Annotated in this window: 12 protein-coding genes; 7 read left to right on the forward strand and 5 right to left on the reverse strand. The window is 58.5% G+C overall.

The features are described from left to right. Nucleotides 1-124 precede the first annotated feature (124 nt). The 4 genes from CRO62_RS08340 to CRO62_RS08355 all read right to left on the reverse strand — a co-directional run bounded on the left by CRO62_RS08340 (nucleotide 125) and on the right by CRO62_RS08355 (nucleotide 8,116). Nucleotides 125-1,339, reverse strand: a complete 1,215-nt coding sequence (locus CRO62_RS08340) for a vWA domain-containing protein (RefSeq protein WP_097099850.1) — start codon at nucleotides 1,337-1,339, stop codon at nucleotides 125-127. A gap of 157 nt (nucleotides 1,340-1,496) precedes the next feature. After that, on the reverse strand, nucleotides 1,497-2,375 hold the full coding sequence (locus tag CRO62_RS08345; protein WP_097099851.1) for a transglutaminase family protein: 879 nt from the start codon (nucleotides 2,373-2,375) through the stop codon (nucleotides 1,497-1,499). A 4-nt stretch (nucleotides 2,376-2,379) separates the two neighbouring features. After that, nucleotides 2,380-4,785: a circularly permuted type 2 ATP-grasp protein gene (locus CRO62_RS08350; protein WP_003511535.1), complete on the reverse strand. Its 2,406-nt coding sequence runs from the start codon at nucleotides 4,783-4,785 to the stop codon at nucleotides 2,380-2,382. A 1-nt stretch (nucleotide 4,786) separates the two neighbouring features. Continuing rightward, nucleotides 4,787-8,116 (reverse strand): DUF2126 domain-containing protein, encoded by a 3,330-nt coding sequence (locus CRO62_RS08355; protein ID WP_097099852.1) that lies wholly within the window; start codon nucleotides 8,114-8,116, stop codon nucleotides 4,787-4,789. 71 nt (nucleotides 8,117-8,187) lie between these two features. Here CRO62_RS08355 and CRO62_RS27160 point away from each other — a divergent pair, with 71 nt between their 5' ends. Further along, nucleotides 8,188-8,424: a hypothetical protein gene (locus tag CRO62_RS27160; RefSeq protein WP_154963646.1), complete on the forward strand. Its 237-nt coding sequence runs from the start codon at nucleotides 8,188-8,190 to the stop codon at nucleotides 8,422-8,424. Next, nucleotides 8,409-10,217 carry an ABC transporter ATP-binding protein/permease gene (locus tag CRO62_RS08365; protein WP_097099854.1) on the forward strand — a complete coding sequence of 603 codons (1,809 nt, stop codon included), beginning with the start codon at nucleotides 8,409-8,411 and terminating at the stop codon, nucleotides 10,215-10,217. The genes CRO62_RS27160 and CRO62_RS08365 overlap by 16 nt, the downstream gene beginning before the upstream one ends. A 38-nt stretch (nucleotides 10,218-10,255) precedes the next feature. On the opposite strand, the gene CRO62_RS08370 is transcribed toward CRO62_RS08365, so the two are convergent. Further along, the gene (locus CRO62_RS08370; protein WP_097099855.1) at nucleotides 10,256-10,450 is read right to left on the reverse strand and encodes a hypothetical protein; all 195 of its coding nucleotides are present in this window, start codon (nucleotides 10,448-10,450) and stop codon (nucleotides 10,256-10,258) included. Nucleotides 10,451-10,622: 172 nt separating this feature from the next. Here CRO62_RS08370 and CRO62_RS08375 point away from each other — a divergent pair, with 172 nt between their 5' ends. From CRO62_RS08375 to CRO62_RS08395, 5 genes are all read left to right on the forward strand, one after another. Next, nucleotides 10,623-11,012 (forward strand): acyl-CoA thioesterase, encoded by a 390-nt coding sequence (locus CRO62_RS08375; RefSeq protein WP_003511527.1) that lies wholly within the window; start codon nucleotides 10,623-10,625, stop codon nucleotides 11,010-11,012. A gap of 165 nt (nucleotides 11,013-11,177) precedes the next feature. Then, complete coding sequence (locus CRO62_RS08380; protein WP_097099856.1) at nucleotides 11,178-12,365, forward strand: ATP-grasp domain-containing protein; 1,188 nt, start codon at nucleotides 11,178-11,180, stop codon at nucleotides 12,363-12,365. Between the two features lie 6 nt (nucleotides 12,366-12,371). Next, a complete protein-coding gene (locus tag CRO62_RS08385; protein WP_097099857.1) occupies nucleotides 12,372-13,421 on the forward strand; it encodes a polysaccharide deacetylase family protein in 1,050 nt (349 codons plus the stop codon). Between the two features lie 160 nt (nucleotides 13,422-13,581). After that, entirely contained in the window at nucleotides 13,582-14,622 is a 1,041-nt protein-coding gene (locus CRO62_RS08390; RefSeq protein ID WP_097099858.1) for a four-carbon acid sugar kinase family protein, read from the forward strand. Between the two features lie 4 nt (nucleotides 14,623-14,626). Further along, entirely contained in the window at nucleotides 14,627-15,334 is a 708-nt protein-coding gene (locus CRO62_RS08395; protein ID WP_097100432.1) for a FadR/GntR family transcriptional regulator, read from the forward strand. Nucleotides 15,335-15,363: the final 29 nt, after the last annotated feature.

Raw genomic sequence — 15,363 nt, forward strand, 5'->3', positions numbered from 1 at the left:
CGGGCCGCCGCCGCTGTCACCTGCCGCGCACGCCGTGCCAGCCATGCAACCCGGCAAGGTCGCCCCGGGAACATCGCTCCTCGGAAGCGGGGTCGTTTCCGGGGGATGCTGGCTTGATTTTCCGTTAATTGGTCAGCGTTGCCAAACTGCCGGCAGCCTTGCGGGCAATTTGCCCGAAGGCGGTAACGATCTGCTCTTTGCTTTCGGGCTCATAATAGTTTTCGGCGCTGGATGCACAAAATTGCAGCAACTTCTTGCCTTCTGGTGGGGCCATGAACGCTACCGTAAAAATCTTGATTCCCTCGGCCTTCGCGGTTTTACAGGTGGCTCGCACATTGCTGTCTATGGTGGTGCTGTTCATCTCGCCGTCGGTCATCAGTACGATGTATCGCTCGAATGACTCATTGCCTTTTTTGGTATGTTGGTTCGCCTCGGTGATATTCGTCTTGACGAGCGCCGCCGTTGCCGTGCGCATCGCTGCTGAGGCATCCGTGCCACCGGTGGGATATTCCGGAATATCCGTCACATATTTTTGCCCCGTCCGGGTGCCCCAGGTAATTGCCTGCGCTGCGAATGCGTTACTGTTGTAGGCAACGGCACCGAGTCGCACGAGTTCGGATGTGCCGTTCTGATATGTCGGGTCTGCCTGGTTCAGTGTATCGACGAGGAAGTTCACCGCAGTCTTAAGTGATGCGATCTTGGTTACATAGCATGGCTGGGACGTGGCGCGGGCCTCACTCTGTCCCCAGTTCTTCTCGGTATAGACCGGGCACGCGATCTTACTTGTATCGACCGTATCGGTCTTGAAGGACATCGAACCCGAGCGGTCGAGCACCAGATACATGGAGATCGGCGCGCCCTTGTTGACAGTGCTTACCGCGGTGCCTGTCGCGGCAAGGTCGAGTGTTTTCGCCCCGAAGAACCCAAAGAGCGGATTAAGCTGCATCTGGTAGTTTATCGTGGTCTGGATGGTGTAGGTCTTGCCGCGCGCATCGTCCGTTGTGCCAATATTGACTGGAGAGTTTTTCTCGAGCGCCTTCTTCTCCTCATCGGTCAGGGTCTTTTCCATCTGGCTGGCGATGAAGGCCTTGGCGATTTCCTTGATTTGTTCGTCCGTCAGAGCGCCTTCTTTCAAGCGGGCCTCGGTCGCCGCCGCAAGAGCCGCCGAATCCGCCGTGTTCTGCAGATCCGCTTTCACCTGCATCACATTCGCCAGCTCCATGCCGGCTCCGGCAAAACCAAGTAGCACCGGCAGCAATATTGCCGTCATCATGCCAAAATTGCCACCCGTATCGGCAAGGAAACGGCGCGTCATTTTTTGATATGCGGAGGAGATCATAACGGGCTCACTAATTAGAACATTAGACTGAGCGCAGGAAACCCGCAAACGATGTAGAATCCACTAATGCAAACGGTTAAATTTTATACGTCGTTCAAATTGGTGCAGTTTTTCAAGTATTAATTCGAGTATGCTCAGAATAACACGCAATGTATCATTACTGGACGGGAATGACGTCGACGGCCTGTTTGATCTGCTGGTTGCCGTAGCTCTTCAATACCCCGATCACCGGCGCGACATCGGAATAGTCCCGGCCATAGCCGACGACGATGTGGTCGCTGCCGGCAACGATATCATTGGTGGGGTCGAGCTCCAGATAACCGGCGGCCTCACCGCACCATACGCGAACCCAGGCATGCATCGCATCGGCACCTTCCAGACGTTCCTTGCCCGGCGGGGGGATGGTGCGCAGGAAGCCGCTGACGTAACCGGCGGGAATGCCAAGGCTGCGCAGCGCCATGATCATGATATGCGAAAAGTCCTGGCATACGCCGCGTTTCAGCTTGAAGGCTTCCGACGGTGTCGTATCGACAGTCGTCGCTTCACCGTCATAGGTGAAGTCCTTGTGTATGCGTTTGCACATCGAGAGTGCGATTTCGCGAATGGTCATTCCGGGCTTCAGCAATTCCCGCGCATAGGCCGATATCGCCGTATCCATCCCTAGCCTCGGGCTGGCGCCGATAAAGTGATGCGGTGACTGGAAGTCGATCGACCAGAAGTCGGCAAGGTCTTGCGGCAGGCGTGAAAGCTCGGGTGAAAAATCTGCTGTTAGCGCCGGTGCCTCCACCATCACACGCGCCTGCATGCGGATATCCAGCTTTTCGTGCGGTGCGCGCAGATGCACTGAGGTGGCCGATTGATGAAAGAAATCCTCAAAGACCGCCCGTTCTTCCGGCATCGGCGAAACATCGATGGTGCCGGCAATGAAGCGCTGACGGCCCGGGATAGAAAGGGGCAGCACGCGGATGATGTGACGCGCGCCATGGGCCGGCGTGTCGTAGGTGTAACCCATATGCAGGGAAAGGTCATAAAGCATCGGGTTATCCGAGATATGTCTGGGCCAGAACATCGGAGAGATGTTCCATGTCCGTTTCGAGCTGGCGGTAGATCGCGCCGTTCATGTTTTCCGGCGTCATGACGGCAAGGCCGGAATGCAGCCGCATTGCCTCGCGGTAAAAGGGCGACATCTGGCCGTTCGTAAAGGCGTTCGGCAGCTGCTCCACCTCGGTACGAATCTCGTTCAGCTGAAACAGGATGGACCGTGGGTTGAGCGGATCGAGCGCCAGAAGATCAGTGACGGTCAGACCCGCCGTGCTGACATTGTAGCGGCGGCGATGGGTCATGACGCTGTCACCGATTTCGAGCAGCATGTCATAGGATCCATCTGGCGCATCCGGTCCGGTCATATGGCCGAGAAGCCTTGTCATATGCAGGCCACGCTCGAGATAGCGGCCGATCGACAGGAAACGCCAGCCGGTGAAACGATACATGTTTTCGTGCACGAGACCGGCAAAGCCTGCAAGCTTGCGCAGCAGGATCGTCATGGCATGGGTCGCGTCGTCGCCCGGCGACACCTTTGCGTGGAACCGACGGGCAGTCTTGGCAAGGTCATTCAGCGCAAGCCATCCGTCCGGCGAAAAACGGTCTCGGATGTTGCTGGCGGAATAAAGCGCGCTGTTGATGTTGTTCAGCAGGCTTTCCGGCACGGCATCGTTCATCTCCACATCCAGCGCTTCGAGATAACGCGTCACATGCGCAAGCAAGGGCTGACGTGGGTCGGCGGATTCGGCATAACGTCCGTGCCAGGCGCGCAAGATGCGCAATGCGCCTTCCGAACGTTCGATATAGCGGCCGAGCCAGAAGAGGTTGTCCGCCGCACGGCTCGGCAGGCTACCCGGCATGTTGCGGGTGAAGCTTTCTTCCGCCGGTAAAAGCGTGGTGCGTTCCACCGGCTTGTCGCTGACGATCCAGACATCCGCAGCACTGCCGCCTGATTGCATGGCGATGGCGGATACATCGTTGCTGCTGCCGATCCGCGCAAAGCCGCCGGGCATGATCTGCCAGCCGTCCTGGGTGCGGGCGGCAAAAACACGAAGGCTCATCGGGCGCGGCACGAGCTTGTTGTCGATATAGGCCGGCGTGGTGGAAAGCGTCACCACCTCTTGGCCGACAAGCCTGTGGCCATCGGAAGCGAGCCAGTCGCTGATCGATTCCTTCGCCGTTTCACGTAAGGACGAGCCGAGCACGGACTGACCGTTGTCTTCGAAGAAGGGCAGCCGGGAATAGGCCGGGCCGATGACCATGCCCTCGATATTGCCGGCAACGTGGCGGCGCTCGGATTCCTGTCCGCACCACCAGGTCGCGATGGACGGCAGTTTCAGGTCTTCGCCAAGCAGGTGGCGACAGACGCGCGGCATGAAGGACAGCAGGGCCCGTGTTTCGAGAATGCCGGTGCCGAGCGCGTTGACGATTGTCAGTGCTTCATTGCGCAGCGCCTGGACCATGCCGGGCGTACCGATGTGGGATTGCTGGTTCAGTTCCAGCGGATCGGAATAGGAGGCGTCGAGGCGCCGCCAAAGCACACCGATCGGTTTCAGTCCGGCCACGGTCCTCACCATCACGCGGCCGTTGACCACGGTCAGATCCTCACCCTCTAGCAGCATGAAGCCGAGATAGCGGGCGATATAGGCGTGTTCGAAATAGGTTTCGTTTGCGGGGCCGGGCGTCAGCACGGCGATGCGGTCATCCGGATGTTTCCTGTGAGACTGTAAGGTGTCGCGGAAAGCGCCGAAAAACGAAGCGAGACGGTGAACATGGGTTTCGGCATAGATGTCGGAAAGCGCGCGCGTGGTCGCCACCCGGTTTTCCAGCGCAAACCCTGCGCCGGAAGGCGCCTGTGTCCTGTCGGCCAGTACCCACCAGTTGCCATCAGGTCCGCGTCCAATCTCGAACGAGCAGAAATGCAGATAATGGCCGCTTGCCGGTTTTACGCCGACCATCGGCCGCAGATACTCCGGATTGGAGGCGATCAGTGCCGGCGGTACGTAACCTTCCTTCACCAGCCGGTTTTCGCCGTAAAAATCGGCAACCATGGCTTCCAGAAGATTGGCGCGCTGTTTAAGCCCTTCGGAAAGAACCGTCCATTCCTTGTCGTCGATCAGCACCGGGATATGGGAGATCGGCCAGTTTCTTTCGCTGCTTCCCTTGCTGTAATCGCGGTAAAACACACCCGCATCGCGCAGATAGCGGTCGGTGCGGGCAAAGCGCTCATGCAGTTCCCGTTCCGACATGCGCGACAGGGCACCGAGCAGGGTTTTCCAGACCGGTCTGACCTTGCCGTTGGTATCGAGCATCTCATCGGCCACGCCGGGCAAGGTGGAGTAGTCAAGCCCGCGCGATTGCGCGCTCGTTTCCGTCTTGCGTTCCGTGGCCGGGGCTTTGGACAATTTATACTCCGTATGGCCGGCGCAGATCGAGCGTCAGCGGAAATTCTGGCGACACGGTTTCCGCCATCAACGGATATTGCCCGGCCGTATGTCCCCATGGTTCGAAACGGGCAAGGCGGCGTGCCTCGGCCTCGTTGCCGTTGACGGGAAAGGTCTCGTAATTGCGACCGCCCGGATGAGCAACATGGTAGATGCATCCGCCGATCGATCGTCCCGACCATGTATCATAAATGTCAAAGGTCAAGGGCGAATTGACCGGCAGAACGGGATGCAGGCCGGAAGAGGGCTGCCACGCCTTGAAACGAACACCGGCGACCGCAACGCTGCGGTTTTCCGTCGGAGTTAGCGGAACGGCGCGACCGTTGCACGTCACGGTATAGCGCGCAGGGTTGGAGGTTTCGAGGCGGACCTGCATACGCTCGACGGAGCTGTCGACAAAACGCACGGTTCCGCCGATGGCACCCTGTTCGCCCATAACATGCCAGGGCTCCAGAGCCTGGCGCAATTCCAGCTTCGCGCCTTCGTATTCAACCTCACCGAAGAAGGGGAAACGGAATTCCTGCTGGGCTGTGAACCATTCCGGCTTCAGGTCGAAGCCATTTTCCCTCAGGTCTCCGAGCACGTCCATAAAGTCTGCCCAGATGTAGTGCGGCAGCATGAATCGGTCTGCAAGTGCTGTGCCCCAGCGCACGAATTTGCCTGCGGCGGGGTTTTTCCAGAAACGGGCGATGAGGGCGCGCACCAGCAATTGCTGGGCGAGCGACATGCGGGCATTCGGCGGCATTTCGAAGCCGCGGAACTCCACAAGGCCAAGGCGACCGGTCGGCCCATCCGGAGAAAACAGCTTGTCGATGCAGATTTCGGCGCGGTGGGTGTTGCCCGTCACATCCGTCAGGAGGTTGCGGAACAGGCGGTCGACCAGCCATGGCAGCGGCGGCGCGCCCTGACCAGGGGCCGGCACCTGCGCCAGCGCGATCTCCAGTTCGTAAAGACTGTCGTGGCGGGCTTCGTCGATGCGGGGCGCCTGACTCGTCGGTCCGATGAACAGGCCGGAGAACAGGTAGGAAAGCGACGGGTGCCGCTGCCAGTGCAAGACAAGGCTTTTCAGAAGGTCGGGACGCCGTAGGAAAGGGCTGTCATTCGGGTTGGCCCCGCCCACGACCACATGGTTGCCACCACCGGTGCCGGTGTGACGGCCATCGATCATGAACTTGTCAGCGCCCAGACGCGTCTGTCGCGCCTCTTCATAGACCGCCGTGGTGATGTCGACACAATCCTTCCAGCTTGCAGCCGGGTGGATGTTGACCTCAATGACGCCGGGATCGGGCGCGACACGGATGACATTGATACGCTCGTCATGCGGTGGAGCATAACCTTCGATATGGACCGGCAGCCCGAGCTCGGCCGCTGCCGCTTCTGCCGCTGCGACCAGTTCCAGATAATCCTCGATGCGTTCGACAGGCGGCATGAAGACGCAGAGCCGTCCATCGCGCGGTTCCACCGACATGGCTGTGCGCACCGCGCCGCCGATTTCACCAAGCGTCTGCTCTATGCGTTCCTGGCCGGATGCCTCATCCGCATGGAAAGACGCTTCCGGCATGGTGCGTCCGGAGGGCTGGAATTTCTCGGGAAGCGGCCCTCGCGGGATCGAAGGGTCAGCTTCATGGATATAAGGATAGGCGGATGGCGGCACATGGGGCAGGGTGCCAAGCGGCAGGCGGTAACCTACCGGGCTATCGCCCGGAACGAGGAAAATCTTGCCGCGCCGTGTCTTCCATTTCTCGCTGACCCAGCGTTTGTCTGTGGTGGGCTTGGCGTTCCACGCCTGCACCGGAAGAATATAACCCGTCGGTGTCGTCAGCCCGCGTTCGAACACGCGGGCAAGGCGATTGCGTTCTTCCGGGTCTTTCAGTTTCGAGTTGGACGGATCGACATTTTCGGGAAGACTACCTTCTTTGATGATCCATTCGGCCGGATCCTCATAGGCCGGAAGCACCAGATCCGGCTCCACACCGAGATGAGTGGCGATACCGCTCAGTAGCTTTTGCGCGTCGCCGGCCGCAACACCGGTATTTGCGCCTTCTTCGGCAATCAGCGCAGGGTTCTGCCAGATCGGCAGACCGTCCTTTCGCCAGTAGAGCGAAAATGTCCAACGCGGCAGGCTTTCGCCCGGATACCATTTTCCCTGCCCGTAGTGCAGGAAGCCGCCGGGCGCGAAACGTTCGCGCAGGCGGCGGATCAACACGTCCGCTTTTTCGCGTTTCGTCGGTCCAACCGCGCCGGTGTTCCATTCCTCGGATTCGAAATCATCGATGGAAACGAAGGTCGGCTCGCCGCCCATGGTCAGCCTGACGTCATGGGCGTTCAGAACCTGATCGACCTTTTCGCCGAGTGCATTGAGGCTCTCCCAGCTCTCATCGGAGAAGGGTTTGGTGATGCGCGGGGTCTCGGCAACGCGCCGAACCTGCATGTCGAAAGCGAATTCCGTATTGGCCTCGCCGAAATAACCGCCGGAAATCGGCGCGGCATTGCGGAAATGCGGCGTTGCCGCAAGCGGAATATGGCTCTCGCCGGTTAAAAGCCCCGAAGTGGGGTCGAGACCAACCCAGCCGGCGCCCGGCATATAGACCTCGGCCCAGGCATGCAGATCGGTGAAATCGACCTCTGTCCCTGACGGGCCATCCAATGCCTTGAGATCCGGTGTCAGCTGGATGAGGTATCCCGACACGAAACGTGCGGCAAGGCCGAGATGTCTCAAGATCTGGACGAACAGCCAGCTGGTGTCGCGGCATGAACCCTTGCCGGAAGCCAGCGTTTCTTCCGGCGTCTGAACACCCGGCTCCATGCGGATGACGTAACCGATCTCCTGTTGCAGACGGGCATTGAGGCCGACGACCATATCCACCGTCGGCTGTCCGGGTGTGTGGTCCACGGTGGCCATGAAGGCGGAAAGCAGGGGGCCGGTCGGTTCCGGTTTCATGTAGATGGACAGATCTTCCCGCAGCTCCTGCGGATAATCGAACGGCCACTTGGTCGCCTCTTCCTCAACGAAGAAATCGAACGGATTGTAAACCGTCATATCGGCGACAAGATCGACCTCGATCTTAAATTCCGTCGCCGGCTCGGGAAAAACGAAACGGGCGAGATAATTGCCGTAAGGGTCCTGTTGAAGGTTCACGAAATGATTTGACGGCGAAACCTTGAGAGAATGGCTGATGACATGGGTTCTGGAGTGCGAGGCGGGCTTCAATCTTATGATTTGCGGTCCAAGGCGAACCGGATTGTCGTATTTATAATGCGTCAGATGATAGATGCTCGCTTTGATCGCCATTAATCTGCCTTGCCCGGTTTTCCGGTTTATGCGGTTTGTCCGCCCCTCTGAAATTATTTGGATTTTGTGCAATGCAGGAAAAGAAAGCAAGGATCATTTCCGGAGGCAACCGCATTGTTGGCCGAGGCGCCGATGTTTGCCGGCGCGAAGAATTGCCGCGGCTTTTTAATTGTCGCCCTGGGGATTTCTCCGCGGTTGTGGACAAGGTTGAACGGCGTGTTATTGCTGGGCATCGCAAGGTGCAGGATCGCAAACCGCTTTCTTTGCCGACTGACGTTTCGGAATGGAATGAATGGCAACAACGGTGACCGACGATCAGCGCAAGAGTGCGGCGAACCTTTCGGGCTTCGATCTCGATTTTCGTTCGCAACTGCGCATGATGGGCAATGCCTTCTGGACGTCGCCGGTTCGCAACCGGCTGATATTGCTGTCGATTGCCCTGCTCGCGGTGATATTGCTCACCGCTTACGGGCAGATCAGGCTCAATGAGTGGAACGCGCCGTTTTACAATGCGCTGGAGCGGCGCGATCTTGACGCCTTCCTCCACCAGCTCGAAGTCTTCGCGATCATTGCCGGGCTGTTGTTGCTTCTCAATGTCATTCAGACCTGGCTTAACCAGATGACGGCGCTGAACATGCGCGAGGGTCTGGCCAAGGATATGGTGGACCAGTGGCTGAAACCGGGGCGCGCCGCCCGCCTTGCCGGTTTCGGCACGATTGCGATCAATCCGGACCAGCGTTTGCACGACGATGTCCGCAACCTTGCGGAAAGCAGCACGGCGCTTTCCATCGGCCTTGTGAATGCGACGATCCTGCTCATCAGCTTCATCGGCGTTCTGTGGACGCTGTCGGCAGGCTTTTCCATCACGATCAACGGCGATCCGGTCGCGATTCCCGGATACATGGTCTGGGCGGCGATCCTTTATGCGGGCTCGGCGTCCCTGCTCAGCAACCTTGTCGGCTATCGTCTGGTCGGCCTGAATGCTGAACGTTATTCAAAAGAGGCCGAACTACGCTTTTCCCTGATGCGGGCCAGCGAAAATCTGGCGGCGATTGCGCTTGCGCGCGGTGAAAAAAACGAGCGGCGGCGGATCGGCGTTGATATCGATGCCGTGCTCGGCGTAATTCGCGGGCTCGCTCTAGCAATGACGCATCTGACATGGGTGTCTTCGGGCTACGGCTGGTTGGCGGTTGTGGCGCCCATTCTTATCGCAGCACCAGTCTATTTTTCCGGCAACCTCACCTTCGGCGGGCTGATGATGGCCGTCGGCGCCTTCAACCAGGTCAATACCGCACTTCGCTGGTATATCGACAATTTTGGGCCAATCGCCAGCTGGAAAGCGACGTTGCAGCGTGTTTCGGTGTTCCGCAACGCTCTGATCCAGATGGATAGCGTTGAACAGCACGGCCTCGCAATCGATCTTCAACGAAGTGCCGACAACGAAAAAATCCGCCTTCAGTCGGTGACTATCTGCCGCGATGCGGGCGGACAGGATCTGGAGCGTGGTTTCCGGCTGCGCGAGGCCGAGGTTGAAATCGGGCGGGGTGATCGTCTGATGATCAATGGCGAACAGGGCGTGAACCGGCGGCTGCTGTTTGCCGCCATGGCCGGTCTGTGGCCATGGGGGCAGGGCAGGATAGAAATGCCCGAACAGTCCGATACGCTTTTCATTGCCCAGCACGGCTATTTGCCGACAGGTACGCTGCGCGAAATTCTGGCCTATCCGCGCGCGCCCCAGCGGTTTGCGGAGGCAGACTATGTCGCGGCGCTGACCGCGTGTGGTCTCGGCGAAATGGCGCCCAGGCTTGATGAACACATTCGCTGGGACAAGAAGCTGGATTCGGATGAACAGGCCAGCATCAGGATCGCCAATGCCCTGTTGTTGAAGCCGAAATTCATCGTCATCGACGATTTGCTGGAAGGGCTGGAAAAACAGACACAGGATACGCTGGCGGAGGTTTTGAATGGGATCGACGGCGTAGCGATTATCTACATCGGCAGATCCGAGACATTTCTGTCGGTTCTTACCCCGGCTTTGGCCCATCTGGACCATGCCCCCATGAAGGAAAGTACCGTAAAGCCGGATATCGCTCCGAAATAAGCCGCCGGGCTATGCTGCTGTTGACCTCATCGTGCGGATCAAAGCCGCAAATGCCATTTTTCGAGGTCCAGCCGTTGTTGTTTGGCAAGGCTTATGGTGCCGTCCGGCTCCATCTGCGAGCGCAGAACAAAGGTGCCGGTCGCCAGGCTGATGGCGATGACGCTGGCAACCGCGAGAATGATACGGTCGTAGCGCTGCTGTATCGTATTGTTTCCACTCCAGTCATAGGCCATTGGCACGCCCTCGCGGTTTTTTGGAATCGTGCCGCATCATGGTTAACCGAAGCTTACGATGGCTTCGTGATTCCTTGCTGTTTTGGAAGGGCTGCCGCGAAAAATCGGCTATTGGCTGAGGGGGCGCGGTTGTTTAAATCCGGCGGCGGGAGGTTCTTGAAAGGAATTTGATATGGAACAGCAACCGCCCGCCGATATGGAACTCACGCTCAGAACGCTTGCCATGCCGGCTGACGCCAATCCGGCCGGCGATATTTTCGGCGGTTGGGTGATGTCGCAGATGGACCTTGCCGCCTTCGTCCGCGCCAATGATGTGGCAGGCGGGCGTACCGTCACAGTGGCGGTTCATGAAATCGTCTTCAAGAAACCGGTCAAGATCGGCGATACATTGTGTGTCTATACCAGGATCGAAAAGGTTGGGCGCACCTCCGTCACGCTCAAGATCGAGGCCTGGACCCGCAGGCACTATCAGGATTCCCGTGAAAAGGTTACGGAGGCCGTCTTCATCATGGTAGCGGTGGATGACAAAGGCGAGCCGCGCCCTGTGCGCAAAGAGGCGTGAGGCGCTTGCCTTCGAAGCAAACTTCCGAGCGTTCGCAAGCAGCCGAAAGAGCATGAGGCTCTTCGGCTCCGCCAATTCGATCTCCGAACGCGCAATACTTTGGAAATATCCAATTTATTTATCAATTTTTGCGATCAAGGTATGGAATAGGGCGGGGATCAGGCTGTGACCATTCCAGGTGTTGTTATTGTTGGTGGCGCTCACGGCACGCTTGCCCTTGCCCGCAGCCTTGGCGCCCTTCATGTGCCTGTGCACTATATCACCCATGATTCACCGCTGCCGGGCTGGTCGCGTTTCGTGAAGAACACGATCCGCTGGTCCGGTCCTCATGATGCAGGGGCGATGGCGTTTTTACGCGATATGGCAGAGAAGCATCATCTGAAAGGGTGTCTTCTGGTGCCATCAGGGGATGGCGAGGTTCAGCTCGTTTCACAACATCGCGACGAGCTTTCCACCTTTTACAAAATCGTCCTGCCTGATTGGTCTTCCCTTCAATGGTTGTGCGAGAAACCGCTGCTCTACAAACGCGCGGCGGAACTCGGTGTCAGCTTCCCCCGGACCTATGCAATGACCTCGTCCGATGACGCCGATGCGCTGGACGTGACATTTCCCGTTATCCTGAAGCCGAATATGGGCGGGGGCGACACCGCGATTTCCCGTGCGAAGGTTATCCGCGCCGATGACAGGCAGGCGCTGAAAGCTGCTTTTGCCGCTGCGAGCGGCGAGATCGGCGCGGGCAATGTCGTCGTACAGGAGCTCATTCCCGGCGGGGGAGAAAGCCAGTTTTCCTATGCGGCGCTCTGGCGCGATGGAGAGCCAGTTGCAGAATTCACCGCCCGACGCCTGCGTCAGTATCCCGTCGATTTTGGTTACACCAGCACCTGTGTCGAGGTTGTCGACAACCCTCAAGCGATCGATGCGGCAAGGAAAATATTGAAATCGGCCGGCCACAGCGGGTTGGTCGAGGTGGAGTTCAAGCGGGATGGCAGGGATGGATCGCTGAAACTTCTCGATGTCAATCCGCGCCCATGGTCGTGGTTCGGCCTGTGTTCAGCGGCCGGCATCGATCTTGGCGCGCTGCTGTGGCAGGTTGCCAACGACACGCCGACCGGCCAGACGCTTGATGTGCGGCAAGGTGTGTCGTGGTCCTATCTTGTCCGCGATGCCATTGCCGCATTGACGTTGAATCGGCGGGGACAGGCGGGAATCGGGGACTATGTCGCCTCTCTGCGCACAATCCGCAGCTGGGCGGCTTTTGCGGCGAACGATCCTTTGCCGGGCCTTATCGACCTGCCGCTCACGGTCTGGAGAGTCATCAAAAAACGGGTTCTGCCCGGTTTGAAGTTGCGGTAATTGGTAATGGTGTTTTTGCGGTCGGTAAAACGCTCTCTGAAATATGGGGTCATAAGGGCGGGGCTGGAGGTAGCTTCCCTGCCGGCGGTTCGTGCGGCTTTTCCGGCTCTTGCCGGGCGTGGCGTGATCTTCACGCTCCACCATGTTCGTCCGGACGAGGAAGCGTCAGCTTTTGCGCCGAATGCACACTTGTCGATCACGCCACAATTTCTGGAAGAGGCGATAGAGGCGGCGCTCGAATGTGGTCTCGTTCCCGTTCATCTGCACGATCTGCCGGGCCTGCTCGCCGATAATTCCGAGAAACGGTCGTTCTGCGCTTTCACGCTTGATGACGGCTATCGCAACAATGCCGAATATGCTGCACCGATTTTCCGAAAATATGCCGTTCCCTATACAATTTTCATCACGCCGGGTTTTGTGGAGCGGACGCGTAGCGTGTGGTGGGAAACCACTGCCGCGCTGACGCAAAAAGCCACGTCCTTTGAATTCGATTTCGGGACAGGGCCGGAGGAGATTAAATCCGCCAGCCTTCCACAAAAAGCGGAAGCCTTCGCGCGCCTGGAAAACTTCGTCCAGATATTCGCGGAGGACGAGGCGGTAGAGAGGATCGACCGTGTCGCGAGGCAACACGGTATCGATCCGATCGCGATCGTGGACAAACTCGTCATGGATGCGGCCGAACTCAAGGCGCTGTCGACCGATCCCCTGGTTCATCTCGGCGCGCATACCATGATGCATGTGAACATGCGCAAGATCGATGCGGCGCGTCTGGCTTACGAAATCGAGGAATCGACAAGACAGGTGGAGACCTATGTCGGCCGTCGGCCGAGGTCCTTTTCCTATCCCTATGGCTGGATAAAAGCCGTGGGAGAACGTGAGGCGAAAGCGGTGTTTGATGCGGGATTTCCCGTAGCAGTTACCACGCAGGCCGGTGTTCTTGGGGCCCATAGCCTTGAAAAGCCGATGCTGTTGCCGCGCGTTTCGCTGAACGGCCGCTTTCAGAAAAAGCGCTTTGTCAAAGCGCTCATCTCAGGCCTGCCTTTCCGGTTCGTCTAGGGATAAACCTCTCCCTGCCATCTTTCGCCCATGACGACGACACGTGTCGGTGCGGCTAATCGAACCGTCGTGTTGTTTTTGTTATTCACATCCATTTATCTATTGATTATAAATAAATTTATCGAAGGAAAACATTACAACTTTTCTTAAGGTTTCGCCCGTGCTGTTGATTTTTTCCGATGACCTGACCGGTGCGCTTGATGCGGCCGCCCCCTTTGCCGGGCGTGGGCTTTCGACTGAAGTTGCGATCGGTCTTGACGGCGTCCGTGCAGCGGTGGCCGATGCGCCGGCCGTCCTCAGCGTCAATCTGGGTTGTCGGGATGGCAAGGCGGATGAAGCCCGCCGCCGCACGCAGGAACTGATGGCACTGGTTCCGGCCGATACAATTCTGTTCAAGAAGATCGATTCCCGCCTGAAAGGACATATCGCCGCGGAAATGGATGCGGTTTCCTATCGGCATGCGCTTGTAGCGCCAGCCATTCCAGATTTTGGACGCATCGTCGTAAATGGTTCCGTGTCCGGCTTTGGCGTTGACGGCACGATTTCGGTTCATGAAAGACTGGGCGGTCACGCCAGCCGCTGTGCAATCCCAGACACCCTATCGCATGCGGACATGAGGGAGGCTTTGCTTGCCGGGCGCGCAAACGGGGTTGATCTTCTGGTGGGCGCGCGAGGACTGGCCGAGGCGCTGGCCGAAATGATGACAGCGCAGGCGGTGCCCGAGGTGGCAGCTATTCCCGCGGGTAAGGGGCTTTTCGTCATAGGTTCGCGTGACCCGATCACCGTTGAACAAATTGAAATCCTTAAAGGCGCGGGGTTGGTATCGGTCACCGATGCACCCAATGGCGTTGTGCCCTTTCACGCGCATGCTCGTTCCAGCCTGACGCTCGTTTACGCGACGCAAGGGGCGGAAGATCTTTCCCCGCTCGATGTTTCAGACCGGCTGGCGTACGGCGTCGTGCCGCTTTTCACCACCGGGACCGACACGTTGCTTTTGTCAGGCGGCGCCACGGCCGAAGCGGTGCTGCGTGCCATGGGGGTATCGCGTCTGCGCCTTGCCGGCGAGTGCCTGCCCGGTCTTGGTGTCGGCTGGTCCGGCGACCAATGTATCATTGCGAAGTCAGGTGGTTTTGGGCAAGCTGACACGTTGAAACGGATTGCGAAAATGATGCTTGGCGAAAATGACGCTGGAGAAAGCTGACCAGATGGGGCTGATGAAAGAAACGGCGCGCAAGGCACTTCCGGACATTATTTTCGAGAGAATGCACCGGGCGATCAAATCCGGCGCCTACAAGCCGGATGAACGGCTTCCGACCGAACATGAACTTGCCATGGAATTCGAAGTGTCGCGACCGGTGGTCCGCGAGGCGCTTCGGCGGCTGCGCGAACAGGGGTTCATCTATTCGCGAAGGGGTTCCGGCAGCTATGTGCGGGCATTCGGCCTGCGCGAGCCGCTGGGCTTCGGCCAGCTCGAAAATGTCGCTGACCTGCTGAACTGTTATGAATTCAGGCTGACTCTGGAGCCGGCAGCTGCGGCGGCGGCGGCCTTGCGGCATGATGGCGAGAGGCTCGTCGCAATCAAAAAGGCGCTCGAGCTGATGCGGGACGCCACCAATCGCCAGTCCCACCGTGAGGATGCCGATTACCAGTTCCACCTTGCCATCGCGCGGGCGGCACGGAATAGCTATTTCTCGACTGCGATGGAGGCTCTCAAGGACCACATTGCGGTGGGAATGAAGTTTCACGGCATGTCGGTGAAGCGCGAGGCATCCGGCCTCACTCGCGTGTTTGCCGAGCACGAGGCGATTGCGGTAGCGATTGCCGAAGGAGATGCCGATGCCGCACGGCGGCTGATGCACGACCATCTGACGGGATCACGTGACCGCCTCTTTGAGTCTTCGCATACAGATTGAGGGAGGTGACGGCGAGCCGGTGCGCGCAA

Source organism: Rhizobium sp. AN6A (genome assembly GCF_900215635.1).
GTDB lineage: Bacteria > Pseudomonadota > Alphaproteobacteria > Rhizobiales > Rhizobiaceae > Agrobacterium > Agrobacterium tumefaciens.